This window comes from Zymomonas mobilis (genome assembly GCF_006715975.1).
GTDB lineage: Bacteria > Pseudomonadota > Alphaproteobacteria > Sphingomonadales > Sphingomonadaceae > Zymomonas > Zymomonas mobilis_B.
The window spans coordinates 1,013,192-1,032,903 of sequence record NZ_VFOF01000001.1 but is presented as its reverse complement, the minus strand read 5'-3'; the positions used below and the strand labels follow the sequence as shown (position 1 = coordinate 1,032,903).

The window sequence follows — 19,712 nt, the reverse complement described above, 5'->3', positions numbered from 1 at the left end:
CTATTTAAGTTATTTTGATATAATCTTTTCCTGAACAAAAATTAACAAAAAAAATGTAAATAACAGACAGTGAAAATATAAATATATACGCTTCCCAAAAGAGAGAAGCGCATATATTTTTTATAACTAAGACTGTTGTTTTTTTATGCCAAACTTTCTGTCAATCTCTTTCCTAAATCGGCATCACAGCGCGTAAACAATTCTATTTGTTTATCTTTTATTGATTTAGGGACAGATGGCGCACCCAAAGATGCCGCCAGATTAGCAACCAGCCGCGCTTTTTCATCCTCTTTTAACAGGCGATAAAGCTTGCCGGGCTGCTCATAATTCTCATTACCCGCATCTTCATAGCGGTCATAATGATCGCCGTCACCATCCACTGGGATGACTGGTTCTTTATATGACGCATTTTCAAAAGGTGAAGATGGGTCAGAATTAGGCTCGTAATTGAGACTATCCCCGCCATTGCCGTCAACTCGCATAGCGCCGTCACGATAGTAACCATTCACAGGACATCTTGGGCGATTGACCGGAATCTGGGTCGCATTAATACCCAAACGATAACGCTGGGTATCGGCATAAGCGAAAAGCCGACCTTGCAGCATTTTATCAGGGCTGAAATAGAGACCGGGCACCGTATTCGCAGGAGAAAAAGCCGCCTGTTCGACATCCTGAAAATAATTTTCGGGATTTTTATTCAGTTCAAAAAAGCCAACTTCCATCAGCGGAAATTCTTTATGATACCAAACTTTGGTCACATCAAAGGGATTCAAACGCTGCTTGCGGGCTTGCTCCGGTGTCATAATCTGGATTGCGACCTTCCATTTCGGAAAGTCACTCTTTTCGATCGCGGAGAACAGATCCTGTTGATAATGATCAGGATTACTACCTGCGATTTTTTCAGCCTCTTCGACAGGCATATTTTTGATTCCCTGCTGTGAAATGAAATGCCATTTCACATAGTGGATATCACCTGCCTCATTGATCATCGAATAGGTATGACTTGAAAATCCATGCATAAAGCGGTGGCTAAGCGGAATACCGCGATCTGAAAAGAGGATAAGAACCTGATGCAAGCTTTCTGGGCTTTGCGAGAAAAAGTCCCACATCATTTTCGGGTCTTTTAAATTGCTTTTCGGGTCACGCTTTTGCGTATGGATAAAATCGGGAAATTTAATTGCATCCCTGATGAAAAAAACAGGGGTGTTATTGCCGACTAAATCCCAGTTTCCCTCTTCGGTATAGAATTTTAAAGCAAATCCCCGTGGATCACGCACGGTATCGGCGGAACCTCTTTCTCCACCCACAGTAGAAAAGCGGGCAAACATCGGCGTCTTTTTGCCGACCTTGGAAAACAGTTTAGCTTTTGTGAAGCGGGTAATATCGGCGGTTACCGTCAATTCACCAAATGCGCCAGAACCCTTGGCATGAACGACCCGTTCGGGAATACGTTCACGGTTAAAATGAGCCAGCTTTTCAACCAGATAGACATCTTGCAGTAAGGTCGGGCCTCTTTTGCCTGCGGTAATACTATTTTGGTTATCGCCAACAATCCGGCCTGATTCAGTGTGAAGATTGGGTCTCGTCATTGCTTACCCTCGTGCTTAATGGGGATTTTCGCCAGACAGCAGGAAAGCAATAATGGCTGAATTGCAGCCTCAAAATTTAGCCCTGCCCGACTGGTCTATTTATGGCTGAACGCATGGTCGGGGCAGTTGTATCCTTAAAACTTTGCTCCATACGGTGAATAGAGTGAATAATAAGGTCGATTTTGAATAATATTAAAAAAATTACCCTGCATGTTTACTGCAGGGTAATTAGTCAGGCCTCAATAATTGTTTTTATTTTCCTGTCAGGATTCTGTCGATTAACTGTTGAACCGTCGGAATAAAATTATTGGCGTAAAAAGGATCGGTTTTAAACCGATAGCCCGAATGACCACTAAACATCAGATTGTTTTCAATCTCGTCGCTATGGGCAATATCCTGCAAAGTTTTCTGGATGCAGAAACTCCGTGGGTCAGCAATCCGGCCAGTAGTGCCTTTTTCTGACGATTCCGACCAAGATGAAAAATTGCACTGGCTTAAACAGCCCATACAATCCGCCTGATCCTTACGGATTATCCGCATTTCTTCTGTCGTGACAAAAACAAGCGTGCCGTCAGGCGTGCGCAATGCAGTGGTAAAACCATCGGCTACCCATTGGCGGGCGCGTTGCAAATCACTGTCGGTAACCCAAAAGCTAGCACGGCTGTTCACACCAGCATCCAGCAAACAAGTATGATCACCCGTTTCCTTAACCGAAAAAGCGATCTGGCGTTCAGAACGGCCTTCAAGGTTACGTAAAAACGTATTTTTGACAGCAGAGGAATAAAAACCGGTCGGTGAAAAACGATGCAACAAGACATCACCTTCATCGAGCTGCATCAGGCGTTTTTTCCATGCCAAGGAAACAGGACTTTCTTGGGTAACCAAAGGTCTTGTTCCGAATTGGAATGCAATCGCGCCCAATTCAGGGTTGTCGATCCAATCATTCCACTCTTCCAGATGCCAGACGCCCCCCGCCATAACGATTGGGGTGCTATCGGGAATACCTGCGGCACGCATTACTTTTCGTAAATTCAGCACTCTTTCATAAGGATGCTGGGGTAACAGAGGGTCTTCGGCGTTGGATAACCCGTTATGACCACCGGCCAACCAAGGATCTTCATAAACAACGGCGGCCAAAAATTCAGGCACCTTGGAATAAGCCCGCTTCCATAAAGCGTGAAAGGCTCTTCCTGAAGAAACGATGGGTAAATAATAAACCTGATAATGGGCAGCAATTTCAGAAAGCTTGTAAGGCATACCCGCACCACAGGTAATACCCGTTACCAATCCTTTGGTTTGCTCCAAAACCTCTTTCAAAATGGTCTGGGAACCGCCCATTTCCCACAACACATTAATATTGATTGCGCCCTTGCCAGAAGCAATATCATAGGCACGTTTAACCTGATCAACGGCACCATTGATGGCATATTGCACCAATTCTTTATGGCGCTCTGGACGTGTTTTTGCATGGTAGATCTGGGGGATAATCTGGCCATTTTCATCATAACTATCTGCATTAACAGCAGAAATCGTGCCGATGCCATTGGCAGCCGCCCAAGCACCTGCACTCATATGATCCGATGCGGCGATACCTTTTCCGCCTTCAATCAGAGGCCATACTTCACGCTTGCCGTAACGGATTGGGTGCAAGCCTTTGAACAAGTTAATCCTCCCTTAAAATACGATTTTCTTAATCTGGGTTAAGGCGCTTTTATCAATAAAAAACAGAGAAGTTTAGTTTCAAATCATTCACGAGGGTTACAAAATTTTAAATTAGTTCTTTTAATATCGAGAATGAAACATTTTAAATATTTAGTCAAAAATAGAAAAAGATTTATTGTCAAAATCTGCTTTATTTAAACTATTGTTCCAATAAAAAGTCATATAAAAAATTTTATATTGAAAAATAATTCATTTTTGAAATTTAAAAATAACACCCTCGAATTTAGTCTAATCTTTCTGATTGCTTGGCATTTCAGAGTTTGATGCCCCCCTGGATATTATACCGCCAAAATTTCAGATATGGGGTGATTTTTATTATATAGCGATAAAAGCAAAAAATATGATCTTTTTTATGAAGAAAAAATTAATCTAAGTTACAAAAAAATACATTATATAAATTTACTTTTCCGCCAAATGATATAAAATTAGGGCAAGTATTAAGGAGAGATTTCCAGTCTGTCTGCTTTAAGACGGGCAGACTGGAATATCCTGATTTGCTACATTCAGCCTTGCTATTGTTTTCGTTCAAGCCGGCACATCATATCCCAAGTCTTCTATTTCTTTTCTCAAAGCCTCTTCGGTCACTTTCTCTGGATTATAATCTATGGTGACAGCCTTGTTTTTTAAAGAGGCTGATACCGCAGAAATACCGTCAAACTGGTTCAAACCATTTTCAATGGTTTTTACGCATTTTTCGCAATGCATCCCTTCGACCTGAAAAATTACGCGGGTCATTCGTTATCTCCCTGACTGAAAAGCCGTCCACCGGCTCAATAAAAGTGAGTTGCCGACAACGGAAACCGAACTCATCGCCATCGCAGCACCGGCAATCACCGGATTAAGAAAACCAAAGGCGGCTAACGGAATTCCCAAAACATTATAGATAAAAGCAAAAAATAGATTTTGTTTCATCTTTTGCATCGTTGCTCGTGAAAGCGATATCGCAAGGGCAACATCCTTCAGACTTGATTTTATCAAGATAACATCGGCAGATTCTATCGCAATATCGGAACCGGTACCGATCGCGAAACTAACATCGGCGACAGCCAAAGCCGGAGCATCATTGATGCCATCCCCAACCATGCCGACATAATAGCCTTGTTTTCTCAAAGTCTGGACTTTATTTGCCTTATCTTCGGGCAACAAAGCGGCCTTGTAATGCTGGATACCCGCTTTTGCTGCGATCGCCTTGGCCGTAACGGCGTTGTCACCTGTCATCATTGCTACTTCGATCCCCAAAGCCCGCAATTTTTTAATTGCCGCCTTCGAACTCGGTCTGATGGGATCAGCTAAAGCGATATATCCCAAATAGTGTTTATCACAGGCCATATGAACAAGGCTGGCATCTTCGGTTATTTCTTTTTTGCTTTTAGCTTCCGATCTTAAAGCTGGCTCCGAATTTTTAGCATCGATGCCAGCCTCTTGTAAAAAACGCAAAGACCCCATTCTGATATCATGATGATCGGTATCTATGCCCGAAATCCCAAGCCCCGCCTTTTCTGATATATGATCGGGTATAGCGGTTTTTATCCCCCTATCCTGACAAAAGGCAAAAATCGCCTGCGATAAAGGATGGGAAGACTGGCTAGAAAGAGCGGCCGCAACCGTTAACAGCTCGTCTTCCGTTCTGTTGGTGGCGCAGGATAGTGTCGATACTTCCGGCCTTCCTTCCGTTACGGTGCCTGTCTTATCGACGACCAGATAGTTAATATTTTTAGCCCGTTCTAATACATCAACATTGCGAATAAGAATACCATTTCTGGCACCTACCCCCGTCCCAACCATAATGGCAGTTGGAACCGCCAACCCCAAAGAACAAGGACATGCAATCACTAGTGTCGCGACTGCAGAAATAAGCGCATGAGAGAAAGATCCGGTAAAAAACCAGCTTAAGGCCAAGGTCAGAAAAGCAATCGCAATAACCAATGGCACGAAAATACCTGCTATTTTATCAGCCAATTTTTGGATAGGCGCTTTTGATCCTTGGGCATCTTCGACCATACGGATAATGCCCGCCAAGGCGGTTTGTTGCCCAACCGCAATGGCTTCTATCCTGATTGTACTCCCTTTGTTGATGCTGGCAGCAAAAACTTTATCACCCTTTTCTTTAGCCACAGGCATGGCTTCACCAGTGAGCATTGATTCATCAAAGGCGGATTCACCTGCCATAATTTGGCCATCAACAGGTACCCGTTCTCCCGAACAGATCAGAAGAATATTACCAGTTACGATTTCATCTATACCAATATCGGAAACGTCTCCGTCCCGCTCTATATGGCCAGTTTGCGGTTGCAAAGACAGCAATGTCTGCATGGCAGAACCCGCCCGATTTTTTGCCTGATCTTCTAGCAAACGCCCCAGTAAAACGAGCGTGATAATCATGGCGCTCGCTTCAAAATAGACATGTAACTGCCCAAGACCAGCAAAGTAGACGATACTACTGTAAAGATAGGCCATGCCCGTTCCCAAAACGACCAAAACATCCATATTGGCTGAACCAGAACGAAGCGATTTCCATGCGGCTTTGAAAAAGCCGCACCGGCACCAAATTCAACAATGGTCGCCAATACCCATTGCGTAAGACGGGGCAGTTCAAAGCCATGTTTACCCATGTGATGCGCAGGTAAAAACATCGCGATCATTTGGAATAAGAAAGGCAGGCTACAAAAAAGCGCAATCAGAAAACGGTGAAGCGTTTGTCTTCCTTGTTTTTGTTCTAACAAACGACGTTTTTCATTGTCTATTTTATCGGCCTCACTGGCGCGATAGCCAGCCTTCTCTATCGCTTTGATAATATCGGTAATTTGGGTTGATGCAGGATCAAAAGTGACATGAGCTTTCTCTGTCGCAAAATTGACAGACGCATCGACATTGGGGAGACGATTTAATACCCGCTCTATACGGCTTGAACAGGCCGCACATTCCATACCATCAATTAATAACGAAAAAGTCTGTTTCGATGCCATGGTGCAGGATTCTTCCCAATCGCCATTTGTCAAAGGCCAAAATAGACTAACCCATCAGCTTTAAAAATGTGCCGCTATTCTTTTGATGATTATAATTTATTTTCTTTATCAAAGGAATTTTTAAGACTTGTTTTCTTCCAAAATAAAGCGATCCCCCTATATAGGGCATGGCTTAGCCTATAAGACTGGGCTGATTCTTTGAATATTTTTGTTGTAAGGATTGTTTATGGCTGAGGCAATAATTATTGATGGTAAAGAATTTTCGTCCAATTTACGCAATAAAATTGCCAAAGACGTCGAAACACTCAAGAAAGAACGCAATGTCGTTCCGGGGCTCGCAGTCATTCTGGTAGGCGAAGATCCTGCCAGCCGTATCTATGTCCGCAAAAAAGAAGAGATGACCGAAGCGGTCGGTATGAATTCGCTCAGCTATCGTCTTGATGCGGATGCCAGCCAGCAAGAATTACTGGATTTAATCCAGACTCTTAATAATGACCCAGCCGTGCATGGTATATTGGTTCAGCTACCTTTACCCAAGCATATTGATACGCCGACTATTCTGGAAGCGATTGATCCGGCCAAAGATGTTGATGGTTTCCATGTCGTCAATGCAGGCCTTTTGGCTATCGGCAAGCCAACGCTTGTGCCTTGCACGCCCGCTGGATGCATGATGCTGCTTGAAAATAATTTAGGCAGCCTTCAAGGTAAACATGCTTTGGTTATTGGCCGTTCTACAATCGTTGGACGCCCGATGGCGCAGTTACTTCTAACGGCTGATTGCACGGTTACCGTTGCCCATCGCCATACCAAAAATCTGGAAGAACTCTGTCGGCAGGCTGATATCGTGGTCGCAGCCGTTGGCATTCCCCATTTTGTCAAAGCTTCATGGCTGAAACCTGGCGCTGTCGTTATTGATGTGGGTATCAACCGCATTCCGGCCGAAGATCCAGCTGCCAAAGCGGCGGGCAAGACGCGCATCGTTGGTGATGTCGATTTTGCCGAAGCGGTTAAGGTTGCCTCTGCTATAACGCCGGTTCCGGGTGGCGTGGGGCCAATGACTATTGCTTGTCTTCTCAATAATACTATTCAGGCAGCACGCAATTTGACTCCCGTTTCTTAAAGCTTCGAACAATCCACTCGGTTGTTATCAAAAAGATTGGCTCAGTTATGTCTCAAACAAAAACACCCTTTACGATTACAGTAGAACCAACAGATCATCCAACGCCCGCTGACAAGCGGAAAGAGATGATGGCAAACCCTGGCTTCGGTACGACATTTTCCGATCATATGGTCATCATCCATTATTCCGAAGAAAAAGGATGGCATAATGGACGGGTCATGGCACGCCAGCCGTTACCTCTCGATCCAGCTGCCTCCGTCTTGCATTATGCGCAAGAAATCTTTGAAGGGATGAAAGCGTATCGCAGCCCTAAAGATGAAATCCTGCTGTTCCGCCCAGAAGAAAATGCGCGTCGCTTCCAGCATTCTGCAGAAGTCATGGCGATGCAGCCATTGCCAGAAGAAATTTTTCTGGATGCGGTTCATAAACTGGTCGATATAGATCGTGACTGGGTACCGAATGCAGAAGGTGGCAGCCTCTATATCCGTCCTTTCCAGATTGCTAGCCAGCCTTTCTTGGGTGTTAAACCTGCCAAAGAATATATCTTTGCGGTTATTGCCTGCACGGTTGGATCCTATTTCAAAGACGCCACTAAAGGCGTTCCGATTTGGGTTTCCGAAAACCATGTCCGCGCAGTTCCTGGCGGCACTGGTACGGCAAAATGTGGTGGTAACTACGCCGCCAGCCTGACTTCTCAGGCTGAAGGCTATGCACATGGCTGCGCACAGGTTGTCTTTCTGGATGCTATCGAACGGCGCTGGATTGAAGAATTAGGCGGTATGAATGTTTTCTTTGTCATGGATGACAAGACATTAGTCACTCCGCCCCTGAAAGGGACGATTCTGCACGGGATTACCAGAAAATCTATTATCGCCTTGGCAAAGGACAAGGGATATACGGTTCTGGAACAGCCCTACAGCCTTGATCAATGGCGCAGCGATGCCCAATCAGGCAAGCTCTTAGAAGCTTTCGCCTGTGGGACAGCTGCGGTTATTACTTCAATCGGTAAAGTATGTGACACCCATGGCGATTTCGAAATCGGCAAGGAAGGCGCCAATAATCCAGTTGCGAATGAATTAAGAGAATCCTTAATTGATTTGCAATATGGACGGGCTGCTGATCCTTACGATTGGGTCAAACGGGTCTAATTGTTTTCTTATGAAAGTAAAAAAGAGCCCCTCCAAAAAGGGGCTCTTTTTTATGTCGGATCTTATTTTACGCCAGCAATATATCGGTTGATGACATCACCTAATACAGAAAGAGGCACGCCGCCGGTTTCAACAATAGCATCATTGAAAGAAGCCAAATCGAAAGCCGATCCCAAGCGGCTTTTTGCCATCTGACGCAAGCGTAGGATTTCAAGCTGTCCCATTTTATAGCCACAAGCCTGTCCCGGGCTTGCGCAATAACGATCAACTTCACTGGTCGCGGCATCGACCACATAACCACATTCGTCGATCAGATAGCGGATTGCTTGTTCACGCGACCATCCCATGGAATGAAGCCCCGTATCGATCACCAAGCGACAAGCTCTGAATTGTTGATCTAATAGATAACCGATTCTGCCGACAGGATCGTTGGCGTAAAGCCCCTGCTCGTCCACCAGTTTTTCAGCATATAGCGCCCAGCCTTCGACAAAAGCATTAAAGCCCATCATCGATGAAATAAGCGGAATTTCGCTATGATGCTCGGCCAGATACGCACCCTGCCAGCTGTGCCCCGGAATACCTTCATGGGCTGTCAGCGTGGTCAAAGAATAACGTGGCCAAAGGTTGGTCGATGCCAGATTGATATAATAAATTGCAGGGCGGCTACCATCCAAAGCTGGAAAGTTCATATAGCCTAGCGGTGCGCCTTTTTCGACATCAGGCGGCACGCGCTTTACGATGATCGGCGCTTTCATACCTAGATGGGACAATTTCGAAAGTAGCGGACGAATAGCCGCCAGACGGTCATTCAAATAAGCAAGTATTTCGGCCCGTCCGGTATCATTATCCGGATAAATAAAACGCTGATCTTTGCTTAAGGCCTGTAGTCTTTGCCCGACGCTTCCCTGCGTAAATCCTTGCGATTTCAGCAGAACATCCATTTCAGCCTTTAATATTTCATTTTGTTCAAGGCCGACTTTATGGATATCTGATGCAGGCGTGGTTAGAGTCGTTCCCAGCCGTAATGCCCAATTATAATAGGCTTCTCCGTCGGGTAAACGCGAGACAGATGGATTACTCCCCGCATGAGGAATGATTTTCGCGAACTCAGCTAACTCGACATCTAAAGCCGGATAGAGGCTATCTTTGACAATTTGAGCGGCTTTATCTGAAAAACTACCTTGAATACCCGCTTTTTTTGCTCGAATATCAAGATTGCGGACAAAGCTTTGCTCTTCGGGTTTAGTCGCCCGGAAATCCTGCATTTGTGCCAGAGCTTTATGAGCAATAAAATCAGGAGCAATAACCCCGATAGAAACTTCTCTTTTTAACTCTTCAGTTTCTTCTTTTATTTGCCTGGAAAAAGCCTGTAGTCGTAAAAGATAAGCTTCGACATCGGCCTTATTTTCAATCCGGTGCTGCGAATTCAGAAAATCAGCAATTGAGGTAGTAACGCCATTCTGTTGGCTCAGGCTGTAGGTTTCTGTTCCACCTGAGAATCCAGCTGAGGCACCACCACCATAAGAAAATTTAAGGCCGTCTAGACCCCGATCGACAGCATAAGACACTGTCTCGTAATGAATTTGATCCTGTTCATTCTTGATACTGGTTTTAACCTTATCAAGCCTTTGACGCATGGATCGAATCTGACGCGACCAATCCGCTAATCCTTTTTCAGAATTATCGGACAATTTGGCTTCAAGACCGGCTAATTTGCCCTTATTCAAGCCCAAGCTTGTCGCCATTTCTGGCGATAACATCAAAATTTCATGAGCAAATTGTTCTAGCACACCTGATAACGGAGATTCTGTTGCTGCCATTGCCATTTTAGGCAAAATATTTCCAATACTACCGGCTATAACCATCGTTGCGCTTGTTTTCAGAAGCTGCCTTCGCTTCTGATTATCCGGCATACCTTTTGTTGGATTACCCATAACTGATATTTCCCCCTTCACATTTCACTCACAAAAATGTCCCCAAATTTAGACAAGGCTAAACTTACTCTTAAGCGACATCAGCTTTTCTGATTATGTGAAGGGAAGCAAGAAAAAATATCAGACAGAAATATAATAATATTTTTGAGGTTGGATATAAATCTTATGATTTATATCCAACCTCCAATGAATCAGAGCTTAGAAAGCTGCCGCTCTTGCAATAAGAAGCGGTGCAAAAATCTGATTAATAATACTAGATGCCTTAATCGCACGCGTTAACTTGGCGCTGGCAATATAAAGGACATCCTTATCCCGCAGGGTAAATCTCTGTGCTAAAAAATAACTCGCAGGATCCAGCATATTAAGCTGATAGATAACAGGTCGTTCCTTATTTGGGGCATTTTCATCTGGTACAAAACGCATCAGAAAAACGGCTCTAGGATCTGAAATATTATCGTTAGGCCCCCCCCCCCTAGCAAGGGCTTCAGCTAGAGAGACCTCTGGGTTGTTAAAACTAATCTGTTCAACTCGACTGCCTGCACCAAAGACTTCAAAAGTTCGCGGCCGCCTTACGAGCTCAATCCGATCACCTGGTAATAAAACAAGATTATCGGGACTTTCCGGCGTAATATGGTCGAGGCGCTGTTTAACCGTTTTGCCCCCTCGTGAAAAAATAACGACAGTATCAGATAGAAGCGAGTGCGGCCCGCCTACAAAAGAAACCGCATCTGACAAACGTTCATGATATAAAGTCAGCGGCATACGCGATGCTTTTGTGGCATTATCTCCACCAATAAAAACCGTATTCGCTACATTTTCTAGCACCGAAACCATAGCCTGAGGTTTCTGAGATTGGGTAGTAAAAGCCTCTTCAATCAAATGTTGAATTTGTACAACACGCAATCCTGCGACACGTAAGCGACCCGCATAGGGCAATTTGATAGTGCCCATTGCATCAACTGCGACAATATCAAAATGTTCAGCCGAGGCAGAAGGATCGACCCCTGTATAACCGTAACGATTACTATTACCAATAAAAAGACGGGTACCCGCTTCATAAATACTTATTCGAAGAACATCACCAGGGCCAATGAGATCAACTCTTCCTTCCATTGCGAGAGCTCTTAATTTGAGATTTCGGCCTTTATCACTATCGTTTTCTTTGGTGTATCTTTCCGCGGCAGAAGAAAGAGAAATATTGTCATCCAAAATTTCGCTACTTTTATCTGCGGCAAGGACTGCCTTCATACCATTCCCAGGTAGGTTCAAATTAACCACCGAGATATCCATAGGATTTTTACCTGGCTGAGTTCTTTTTAACAGTTGGTGTGCCGTAGGTCCGCTGGAAGGCAGCGAATTACAACCTGCCAATAAAATAGGTAAAATCAGACATCCCAACTGTGGTAAGGATCGGGCACGTCTCGATATTGATCGAGAAAAGGCTTGGCAAGAATTCATCATCACTAAGAGCTCATGCTATATCGTTGAAAAAAAATAAAGCACAACTCCGCATTTTTGTGAGCAACCTTTAAAACGCTGTTCATTCTGCCTCTTTTATAAATTTTTACGGTGGAATCATTCTTCTATAGAAGGGCTCGGATAATGTTTCTATAAAGGAATGACCAGTTTTGACGCTTTCAATTGTTTCTTCAAGGCAAAATATTAAAGTTATTCAAAATAGTTATGGTAAAGAAATGATAAAATTTGAAAATGTCACAAAAATATACAAGAATAACAAATTTGAAAATACTGTATTTCGAGACCTGAACTTTACATTAAGTCGAGGTCAAAGCATTGGTATATGTGGAGCGAACGGTGCTGGAAAATCGACTTTAACTCGTCTTATTTCTGGGGTTGAAAAACCAACTTTAGGCAAAATAACACGCAAGATGTCGACCTCTTGGCCGATCGGTTACACGAGTGCTTTCCAAAGCAGTTTGACGGGTGCTGACAACTGTCGCTTCATTGCGCGTGTCTATGGCAAAAAAGAAGACGAGCTTTTAGCTTATGTTGAAGATTTTGCACAGTTAGGGCCTTTTTTTAGACAACCGATTAAAACGTATTCAGCTGGTATGGTTGCTCGATTAGCTTTTGGCGTATCATTAGCAGTACAATTTGATTGTTATCTTGTTGATGAAGTTACTGGTGCTGGAGATGAACGCTTCCGGAATCGTTGTCACGAGGCTTTAATAGAACGCCGAACAAATGGTACTTTGGTAATGATTTCCCATGATTTCAATACATTAAGGGAATATTGCGACAGCGGTGCTGTTATGTATCAGAAGCAACTTCATCTGTTTGATAGCATAGAAGAGGCCATTGAGTTCCATCAGGAAAAACAACGCCAATCTTGATTATTAAAGGATAACTTTATGCTGCCAGATCGAGAGATCATCCTTGATCTGTCCCGTTTATTATCGCGTATACTTCACGCAACACCGACAGGGGTTGATCGGGTTGAAATGGCTTATGCCCGCGAATTACTACGACAGATTCCAGGGCAACTTGTTTTTGCAGCAACCAATATTTTGGTCAATATGGGCGTATTCCCACTGATCGCGCTTTGACATTTCTTGATCATGTCGAAAAATTGTGGAATAGTCGAATTCTAATTCCGACTGAAAAAATTAAAAAGTGGCAGTATCTCAGTAAAATTTATCGCCAAATGTGGCCACAGGCGATCCCAAAATCTCACTTTCCGTTGCGTATTTTCCTCCAGTCATCACCTCATCATCTAACCAATAAAAAATTGATGGCTTCTATTCTAAAAAAGAAAATGCCAAATTTATTTGTCTTTTACATGATCTTATTCCGATTACTTATCCTGAATATGCCCGCCCTAACGGTGCTAATTTGCATATAAATCGGATGAATACTGTGGCAGATCTTGCGGATGGAATCATTGCAAACTCACATGATACGAAGAAAAGTTTTCAATCTTTTTTAGAAAAATCGGGTCGAAAAACACCTATAATTACAGCTCATCTAGGCATAGATATTAACCATAAATCTGAAAAAGCACATCATTCTATCCCTTCTTTGTTTGATGTTCTTGGCATAGAAGATAATAAGCCTGTTTTTATTTATATAAGCACCATAGAGCCACGAAAAAATCATTTACTGCTTTTAAATATATGGCGGAATCTGGTTAATTTTTATGGAGAAGACGCGCCCTATCTTGTCTTAATTGGCCGCAGAGGATGGGAAAACGAAAATATCTTGGATATGCTTGAACGCTGTCCTGCTATTAAAAAGCGCGTTTATGAATTTAGCGATCTTGGTGATACGCAAATGCAGCTTTGGTTAAAGCAAGCTAGAGCGTTATTAATGCCCTCTTTTGTAGAAGGATATGGCCTGCCAGTTGCCGAGGCTATAAGTTTAGGCGTGCCTGTTATTTGTAGCGACATAGCCGCACATCGGGAAGTCGGTGGTGCAGTAGCTCAATATATTGATCCAATTGACGGATTAGGCTGGCAAAATGCAATTATCGAATATAGTCAAGAAAATTCAGAACGGATTAGAGCCCAAAAGAAAGCTATGGAGAAATGGCAGTTGCCAACTTGGAAAGCACATATTACAGCCGTCACCAAATTAGCAGACATGCTTTAATAGATAAATCAACATTGTGTCTTTGGCTTTAACTAAACTTGGAAAAAAATGTGGAAACGACGGACGAAGAATTTCACAACCATTTTGAAAAACACTATTCTGCTTTGATAGAATTTTTAAAAATATCATGGCAAAAACGTAGAAATTTTATAATAATTGTTATTTTTCCTCTTTTGTTTCTTTCTTTTTATTTTGCGTTTATGGCTTCAGACCAATATGAATCCGAAGCGCATTTTGTTGTTCGTTCTGACGGACAAAATGCAATGCCAGCAACAGGTCTTACCCAAATGATGGGCGCTTTGGGGAGTTCTGGAGGCAGCCAGACAGAAGGCGTAAGCGTCAACGATTATTTGCAGTCACATGATGTGGTTGCAAAACTGCAATCACAGTTGAATTTAGTCGCTATGTTTAGAAGACCTGAAGCTGATATTTTTAGCCGTTTATGGTTCCCTGCTCCAACCCCAGAAATGCTTTTAAAATACTATTTGAAGCACGTTAAGGTAAAGTATGAAACCGAAACTGGTATTACAAATATCAATGTCAGAGCTTTCCGACCTAAAGATGCGTATCTTTTAGCAGAAACGCTCCTAAAGCTAGGTGAAAAACGTGTTAATGACATGAATAAGCGTCGTTATGATAGTGCTGTTGGGATAGCGAAAACTCAATTAGAGCAAGCTGAAGACAAAATAGCTGAGATTCAGCTAGCCATTACACATTTTAGGCGAGGTGATCAGGATTTAGATCCTCGTATTACAGGAGAAACACAGATCAAGCTGGTTTCTCAGCTTACGGCCCAGTTAGAACAGGCACGGGCACAATTTGATTCTATGAAAGAGACTATCTCGCCCGAAAGTCCTCAGTATATTGCTTTAAAGCGTCAGGTTGTCTCTTTAGAAGCCGTTGTTAATAAGCAGCGTAATTTGATGACCTCGGGGCATGCCTCTATGGTAACAGGACTTGGCTCTTATGAAGAATTAAGAATAAGACAAGAGTTTGCTGCAAAACGCTATGAATCAGCCGCGGCCTCTCTGGTCAAAGCTAGTGAAACGGCGATGCGACAAAAATTATTCATCATTCGTGTTGTTGAGCCTAATATGCCTGTTAAATCGACCTATCCGAAACCTATTGTGACGATTGCAGGAACCGCATTAGTACTTATGCTGATCTACGCTATTGGCTGGCTCATTATTGCTGGCACCAGGGAACATGCAGCTTAATATCGTATTTTATCAGGCTGGTTTTACACAAATCAGCCTGATAGCGAAAACTTGAGAAATAGCCCACAAAGACACCTCGGACTTGAAAAACATTATTGCGGTTCCAAATGCGTTAATAATTTCTTGTGGAAATAAATCAGGGCAAAAATGTCCCATGCCTTATCGCTTCTTAACTAAGAAGCTAGGCGATCTACACTTATTTTATTGTGAAAATACTGCATTAAAGGATTGGTGCACCCGACAGGATTCGAACCTGTGGCCTCTGCCTTCGGAGGGCAGCGCTCTATCCAGCTGAGCTACGGGTGCTAGGCAGCGAAGAAGCCTTTAGCAAAGCCAGCCTGTGACGACTAGCCCCAATCGTCTTTTTCGTGATATTTTTTTGATTATACCGTAATTTATACTGAAAAAACAAAGGGCAGGTAAATGCCCTGCCCTTTGCCAATCCTTCTTTTACAGCCATTCTATTCGATGACATCGGAATCTAAACTAGCTGTTACGCTAAATTTTCTGCAACAAAATGGCCAGCTTTGTTATTCTTTCCAGCACCAGAATAAGCCTGTGGCGGCATGTTAGCAGCTGCTTTTTGGGCGGCATGCACAATCCCGCTTTCTTTCCGAGATTCGAGCGTTCCATCCTGCCGATGTTCTTCAGGCGTTACAAAGATACCGATTGAAGCCAATGCTTTTCCCATGGAAGAATAAGAAGTCGCATAAGCGGTGACAGGTGCCAAGACCAAGCCTAATGCAACCATCAATAACCATGTCAGAGATCCCCCACCAACAAAAGCCAATAGGGTAAAGACAAGCCCGACAATCATATGGGGGCGGTAATAATGGAAGGCCTCTGTAAAACTAATGCCGTCCACATCCCGCCGTTGAGTATTCCACCCACTCGGCCGACCACGTAAAATATCAATAAAGGTGAGCGTCTGGGTTACCATCAAGATAGGCGCGATAAAGGCCGATAAAGGAATTTCAATCACAACACTGGCCAATATACCGCTTAGCCCACCTAGCGACTTGGCACGTCTTTTATCCATTAGCGCCCAAATGACAGCAAAAATTTTGGCACCGAACAGGCATATGATGGTCAAAACCAAAAGCCATGCAGAAGGAGGTAGGCTCAAATTAGAACCCATACCGCCAAAATGATGCATCAGGGTCGCTAACAACAAAAACAGCCACAAAGTAGACGTCGTATAAGAGGTAATCCCAATCAATAATTGCAAACGGTTAATCCAATGCAATCCTTTGATGTCCAAAAGGCGAAAATGCTGTAAATTTCCTTGGCACCAACGCCGGTCTCTTATGGCACTATCCACCAATGTCGGCGGATATTCTTCATAGCTACCTTCGGCCATAATTGTATGAACCGCCCATCCATTCCGCCGCAGCAGGGTGGCTTCCAATACGTCATGACTCATAATATTGCCGCCGAAAGGCTCTTTACCAGAAAGCTTAGGGAGGCCGCAGCTTTCTGCAAAAGCCTTCACGCGGATAATCGCGTTATGCCCCCAAAAGCTTGATTCTGAACCCGACCACCAAACCAAGCCCGCACTTGCGAGAGGGCCATATAACCGAGCGGAAAATTGCTGCCATCTAGCAAAAAATGTCTGGCCGTTCACAGGCATAGGAACGGTCTGCAAGAGAGCAACTCCCTTATCCCGATCCATACTAGCCGCCATTCTAGCAATGGTTTCGCCGGACATCAGACTATCGGCATCCAATACCAGCATATAGTCATAACCACTGCCGAAATTATGGATCCAATCCGCAATATTACCTGGTTTTCGGGCAATGTTTTTTGCACGGCGACGATACCATACCGGAATTTTTATTTGTTCTTTTAACTTCTGATAGGCAAAAAACTCAGTCTGACCATTGTCTGGCTTTGAATCGCTTAAAATAAAGAATTCAAAATTTTGATCGTAACCCGTTTCAACAAGAGATTGTGCCATCACTTTCAAACGAAGATAAACCATATCGACGTCTTCATTATAGATCGGCATCAATATCGCGGTTTTACCCCGTGGAGCGACGGAGGCTGGGGGCATCTGATAATCAGAAGACGCTTTTCCTGACAATAATTGCGTAAAACCAATCAGTGCTCCCAGAAAACCGAAAAGCACCCACGCAAAGAGCGGGGTGAACAGAATAAAGATCAAAAATTCGCTCAGACTTATACCCTGTATGGATTCCGCGATTAGAACATCGGCCGCCGCCGCAATCGATATGATTAGCGTTGCCCCAAATAACAGACCGCGCCGATTACCAATCCCCGAAGGCGATGTTCGTATTTTCGAGCTTACCTTATCGACTTTACTCCAAGACTGGATCGGCATTTCGATAGGCGTCAAAGGCGGTAAGCAGGCAAACGGATCGGATTCATAAGAAGTGTTATTTACTTGCGCCTGTTCAGGATTTTTCATTTCTGCGCCTTTTCCGAAACTCGCGGAATAAGTTTCCCCTGCTCCCTATCAAGAGCAGAGGAAATATTATCATTTTCCGGTATAAAAACGGGATTAAATCTTATCTGGACAATCTGATAAAATAACGAATGATGTGCTTCTATATAAATAGAATATTACAATATAGCGAAAAGGGCGATCATGTGATCTATTTTCCTTCTAGCCTATCGCATAAAGCCATGTTTCACTGATGGCGTTATTGCCTTTTTTCAGGTATCCGCGCAGTTCCATCACCTGATTAGGTACAGCTTTCACTTCGACAGTCGCTCTCCAACGGTTAGAGAATCCAGCAATCGGAGCCGCCGAGCTGTAAACAATCTGCCCCTGATTGGCGGTGACAGCAAATTCAACACCTTCACGCGCCAGATTTTCTAAAGCCGAACCTTCGAAATCAATGACGATTTTCTCTAATCCTGGTTTAGACCAACGCTCATCCTGACCAACTGGATCATCGCTAGCCATACCTGTCCGTGTTTCGATGACATAAGAAGACGGTTTCGGCAAAGGTTCGCTATTCAACCAAGTTAAACGATAAGAGAGGTCATAACGGTTACCAGCTTTCGCGGGGCCTGCCGGTACCCACATAGCGCCGATATTATCGTCGGTTTCACCTTTGGTTGCCATTTCGAGGAGGTTAACAGCACCTGCCCCCCAATTATTACGCGTTTCTAGCCATAAGTTGGGGCGTTTTTCGTAGAAAAAATTATCATCCTGATAATGATCAAATTTACGATCGCGCTGAATTAAGCCCCATCCTTTCGGGTTTTCATCGGAAAAACTGCTGACCCGCGTTACCTCATGATTTTCTAATGGCCGCCATAATCTTTCACCTTTACCCGTCCACAAGGCCAATCCATCAGAATCGTGGACTTCTGGCCGCCAATCCTTACCGCTGCGATGATTGTTTTCGCCATACCAGAACATGCTGGTCATCACGCCGAATCCAAGGCGTTCTACATTTTTACGCAATTTAACGGTGCAATCGATATCCTGAACCACATGACCATTTTTATGGTAGGTATTCATCCGATATACACCCGCGACGCTAGGACCTTCCAGCAAAGCATAAATAATTATGCCGTTATTCGGTGCCTTTTCGAGCCAGAAGCGAGTAAAGACAGGAAATTCCTCTGCATGGGAAAGGCCAGTATCAATCGCTAAACCACGGGCGGATAAACCATATTGATCCTGATCGCCGGCTGCCCTGAAGTAGGAAGCACCCATAAAGGCTAGCCAGTCATGCAGCCTATCGGAATTCATGAAGCGGAATCCGCCAAAACCCATCTGATCTTTGGTTAGCTTATGTAGTGGGCTATCTGCCGGCGCATTAAATAAACCATCAGAAAACAGCATTTCACGTGATTGACCGTTCTCAACCACATAAATTTTCAAAGGCACAGGGGCCGCCCGATTAACAGGGAAAAAGCGGGTCGCTCTCTCGGGATCATTCGCCCACAAGGTTTTATCATCACGCCAGCTAATTTGACCCATCGCATTATAGTCAATCGCCATCACTTCAGCTGCTGGCTTTGGCTGGCTATAAGGCTGTCGCGAGAGCTCTAAAGCATAAGCCTGTAATCCCTTCCAAGAAAAATTCTGCGCTTTTCCAAGGGTAAGATTGCTATCAGGCGAGGCTGCCGCAAATAGAGAATTCCCCTTCAAACCGGCACCTACAACGGTAGCGACCCCCAAAGCAAAAAGCATCTGACGACGGTTACAAGAGGCATTCATACATTCTCTCCGAATAATTAAGCAGTTTCTATGCTGTAATGCAGGGTAAAAAGATTTTGAATATGGTATTCTATTTTTGTTTTCCGGTTATCTTCTAAAAATCAGGCTGTATCTTTGATTTGTCAGGGTTATAATTTTCTATCTGGTCACCATAGAGCTGTAATCATGAGGAAGATATCCGAAATAAGATAATCGGCATTGTAAAAGCG

At 43.8% G+C, this 19,712-nt stretch carries 15 protein-coding genes and 1 tRNA gene; 6 read left to right on the top strand and 10 right to left on the bottom strand.

Annotated elements, in window-relative coordinates; translation table 11 throughout:
* Positions 1-143: 143 nt before the first annotated feature.
* From FBY58_RS04475 to FBY58_RS09515, 5 genes are all read right to left on the bottom strand, one after another.
* Positions 144-1,589 carry a catalase gene (locus FBY58_RS04475; RefSeq protein ID WP_141919681.1) on the bottom strand — a complete coding sequence of 482 codons (1,446 nt, stop codon included), beginning with the start codon at positions 1,587-1,589 and terminating at the stop codon, positions 144-146.
* Positions 1,590-1,841: 252 nt separating this feature from the next.
* Positions 1,842-3,251 (bottom strand): nitronate monooxygenase family protein, encoded by a 1,410-nt coding sequence (locus tag FBY58_RS04470; RefSeq protein WP_141919680.1) that lies wholly within the window; start codon positions 3,249-3,251, stop codon positions 1,842-1,844.
* Positions 3,252-3,836: 585 nt separating this feature from the next.
* A complete protein-coding gene (locus FBY58_RS04465) occupies positions 3,837-4,046 on the bottom strand; it encodes a heavy-metal-associated domain-containing protein (RefSeq protein ID WP_141919679.1) in 210 nt (69 codons plus the stop codon).
* A gap of 3 nt (positions 4,047-4,049) precedes the next feature.
* Complete coding sequence (locus FBY58_RS04460) at positions 4,050-5,798, bottom strand: copper-translocating P-type ATPase (protein ID WP_260432104.1); 1,749 nt, start codon at positions 5,796-5,798, stop codon at positions 4,050-4,052.
* Positions 5,690-6,277, bottom strand: a complete 588-nt coding sequence (locus tag FBY58_RS09515) for a cation transporter (RefSeq protein ID WP_260432103.1) — start codon at positions 6,275-6,277, stop codon at positions 5,690-5,692. The genes FBY58_RS04460 and FBY58_RS09515 overlap by 109 nt, the downstream gene beginning before the upstream one ends.
* Positions 6,278-6,503: 226 nt before the next feature.
* On the opposite strand from FBY58_RS09515, the gene folD reads away from it, so the two are divergent.
* Positions 6,504-7,397 (top strand): bifunctional methylenetetrahydrofolate dehydrogenase/methenyltetrahydrofolate cyclohydrolase FolD, encoded by an 894-nt coding sequence (gene folD / locus FBY58_RS04455; RefSeq protein ID WP_141919678.1) that lies wholly within the window; start codon positions 6,504-6,506, stop codon positions 7,395-7,397.
* A gap of 47 nt (positions 7,398-7,444) precedes the next feature.
* A complete protein-coding gene (locus tag FBY58_RS04450) occupies positions 7,445-8,545 on the top strand; it encodes a branched-chain amino acid aminotransferase (RefSeq protein WP_141919677.1) in 1,101 nt (366 codons plus the stop codon).
* A gap of 62 nt (positions 8,546-8,607) precedes the next feature.
* On the opposite strand, the gene FBY58_RS04445 is transcribed toward FBY58_RS04450, so the two are convergent.
* Both FBY58_RS04445 and FBY58_RS04440 read right to left on the bottom strand, forming a co-directional pair.
* Entirely contained in the window at positions 8,608-10,479 is a 1,872-nt protein-coding gene (locus FBY58_RS04445; RefSeq protein WP_141919676.1) for a DUF885 family protein, read from the bottom strand.
* A gap of 198 nt (positions 10,480-10,677) precedes the next feature.
* Positions 10,678-11,877 carry a polysaccharide biosynthesis/export family protein gene (locus FBY58_RS04440; protein ID WP_260432101.1) on the bottom strand — a complete coding sequence of 400 codons (1,200 nt, stop codon included), beginning with the start codon at positions 11,875-11,877 and terminating at the stop codon, positions 10,678-10,680.
* A gap of 296 nt (positions 11,878-12,173) precedes the next feature.
* Here FBY58_RS04440 and FBY58_RS04435 point away from each other — a divergent pair, with 296 nt between their 5' ends.
* The 4 genes from FBY58_RS04435 (at position 12,174) to FBY58_RS04425 (ending at position 15,305) form a co-directional block, all read left to right on the top strand.
* Positions 12,174-12,833, top strand: coding sequence for an ABC transporter ATP-binding protein (locus FBY58_RS04435; RefSeq protein WP_141920614.1), 660 nt, complete (start codon positions 12,174-12,176; stop codon positions 12,831-12,833).
* Between the two features lie 18 nt (positions 12,834-12,851).
* On the top strand, positions 12,852-13,046 hold the full coding sequence (locus FBY58_RS09510; protein ID WP_260432100.1) for a hypothetical protein: 195 nt from the start codon (positions 12,852-12,854) through the stop codon (positions 13,044-13,046).
* A gap of 310 nt (positions 13,047-13,356) precedes the next feature.
* Positions 13,357-14,088: a glycosyltransferase family 1 protein gene (locus tag FBY58_RS09505; RefSeq protein ID WP_260432099.1), complete on the top strand. Its 732-nt coding sequence runs from the start codon at positions 13,357-13,359 to the stop codon at positions 14,086-14,088.
* A gap of 50 nt (positions 14,089-14,138) precedes the next feature.
* Positions 14,139-15,305, top strand: coding sequence for a lipopolysaccharide biosynthesis protein (locus FBY58_RS04425; RefSeq protein WP_141919674.1), 1,167 nt, complete (start codon positions 14,139-14,141; stop codon positions 15,303-15,305).
* 229 nt (positions 15,306-15,534) lie between these two features.
* Here the strand turns inward: FBY58_RS04425 and FBY58_RS04420 are convergent.
* From FBY58_RS04420 to FBY58_RS04410, 3 genes are all read right to left on the bottom strand, one after another.
* Positions 15,535-15,611: transfer RNA gene (locus FBY58_RS04420), tRNA-Arg, on the bottom strand.
* Positions 15,612-15,798: 187 nt separating this feature from the next.
* Positions 15,799-17,733: a glucans biosynthesis glucosyltransferase MdoH gene (gene mdoH, locus FBY58_RS04415; protein WP_141919673.1), complete on the bottom strand. Its 1,935-nt coding sequence runs from the start codon at positions 17,731-17,733 to the stop codon at positions 15,799-15,801.
* Positions 17,734-17,931: 198 nt separating this feature from the next.
* A complete protein-coding gene (locus FBY58_RS04410) occupies positions 17,932-19,503 on the bottom strand; it encodes a glucan biosynthesis protein D (protein ID WP_141919672.1) in 1,572 nt (523 codons plus the stop codon).
* Positions 19,504-19,712 lie beyond the last annotated feature (209 nt).

Coding starts and splice junctions, on each gene's coding strand:
- FBY58_RS09515 (WP_260432103.1), bottom strand. CDS start 6,277: ATGGCATCGAAACAGACTTTTTCGTTATTAATTGATGGTATGGAATGT.
- FBY58_RS04445 (WP_141919676.1), bottom strand. CDS start 10,479: ATGGGTAATCCAACAAAAGGTATGCCGGATAATCAGAAGCGAAGGCAG.
- FBY58_RS04435 (WP_141920614.1), top strand. CDS start 12,174: ATGATAAAATTTGAAAATGTCACAAAAATATACAAGAATAACAAATTT.
- FBY58_RS04460 (WP_260432104.1), bottom strand. CDS start 5,798: ATGGATGTTTTGGTCGTTTTGGGAACGGGCATGGCCTATCTTTACAGT.
- FBY58_RS04465 (WP_141919679.1), bottom strand. CDS start 4,046: ATGACCCGCGTAATTTTTCAGGTCGAAGGGATGCATTGCGAAAAATGC.
- folD (WP_141919678.1), top strand. CDS start 6,504: ATGGCTGAGGCAATAATTATTGATGGTAAAGAATTTTCGTCCAATTTA.
- FBY58_RS04475 (WP_141919681.1), bottom strand. CDS start 1,589: ATGACGAGACCCAATCTTCACACTGAATCAGGCCGGATTGTTGGCGAT.
- FBY58_RS04410 (WP_141919672.1), bottom strand. CDS start 19,503: ATGAATGCCTCTTGTAACCGTCGTCAGATGCTTTTTGCTTTGGGGGTC.
- FBY58_RS04450 (WP_141919677.1), top strand. CDS start 7,445: ATGTCTCAAACAAAAACACCCTTTACGATTACAGTAGAACCAACAGAT.
- FBY58_RS09510 (WP_260432100.1), top strand. CDS start 12,852: ATGCTGCCAGATCGAGAGATCATCCTTGATCTGTCCCGTTTATTATCG.
- mdoH (WP_141919673.1), bottom strand. CDS start 17,733: ATGAAAAATCCTGAACAGGCGCAAGTAAATAACACTTCTTATGAATCC.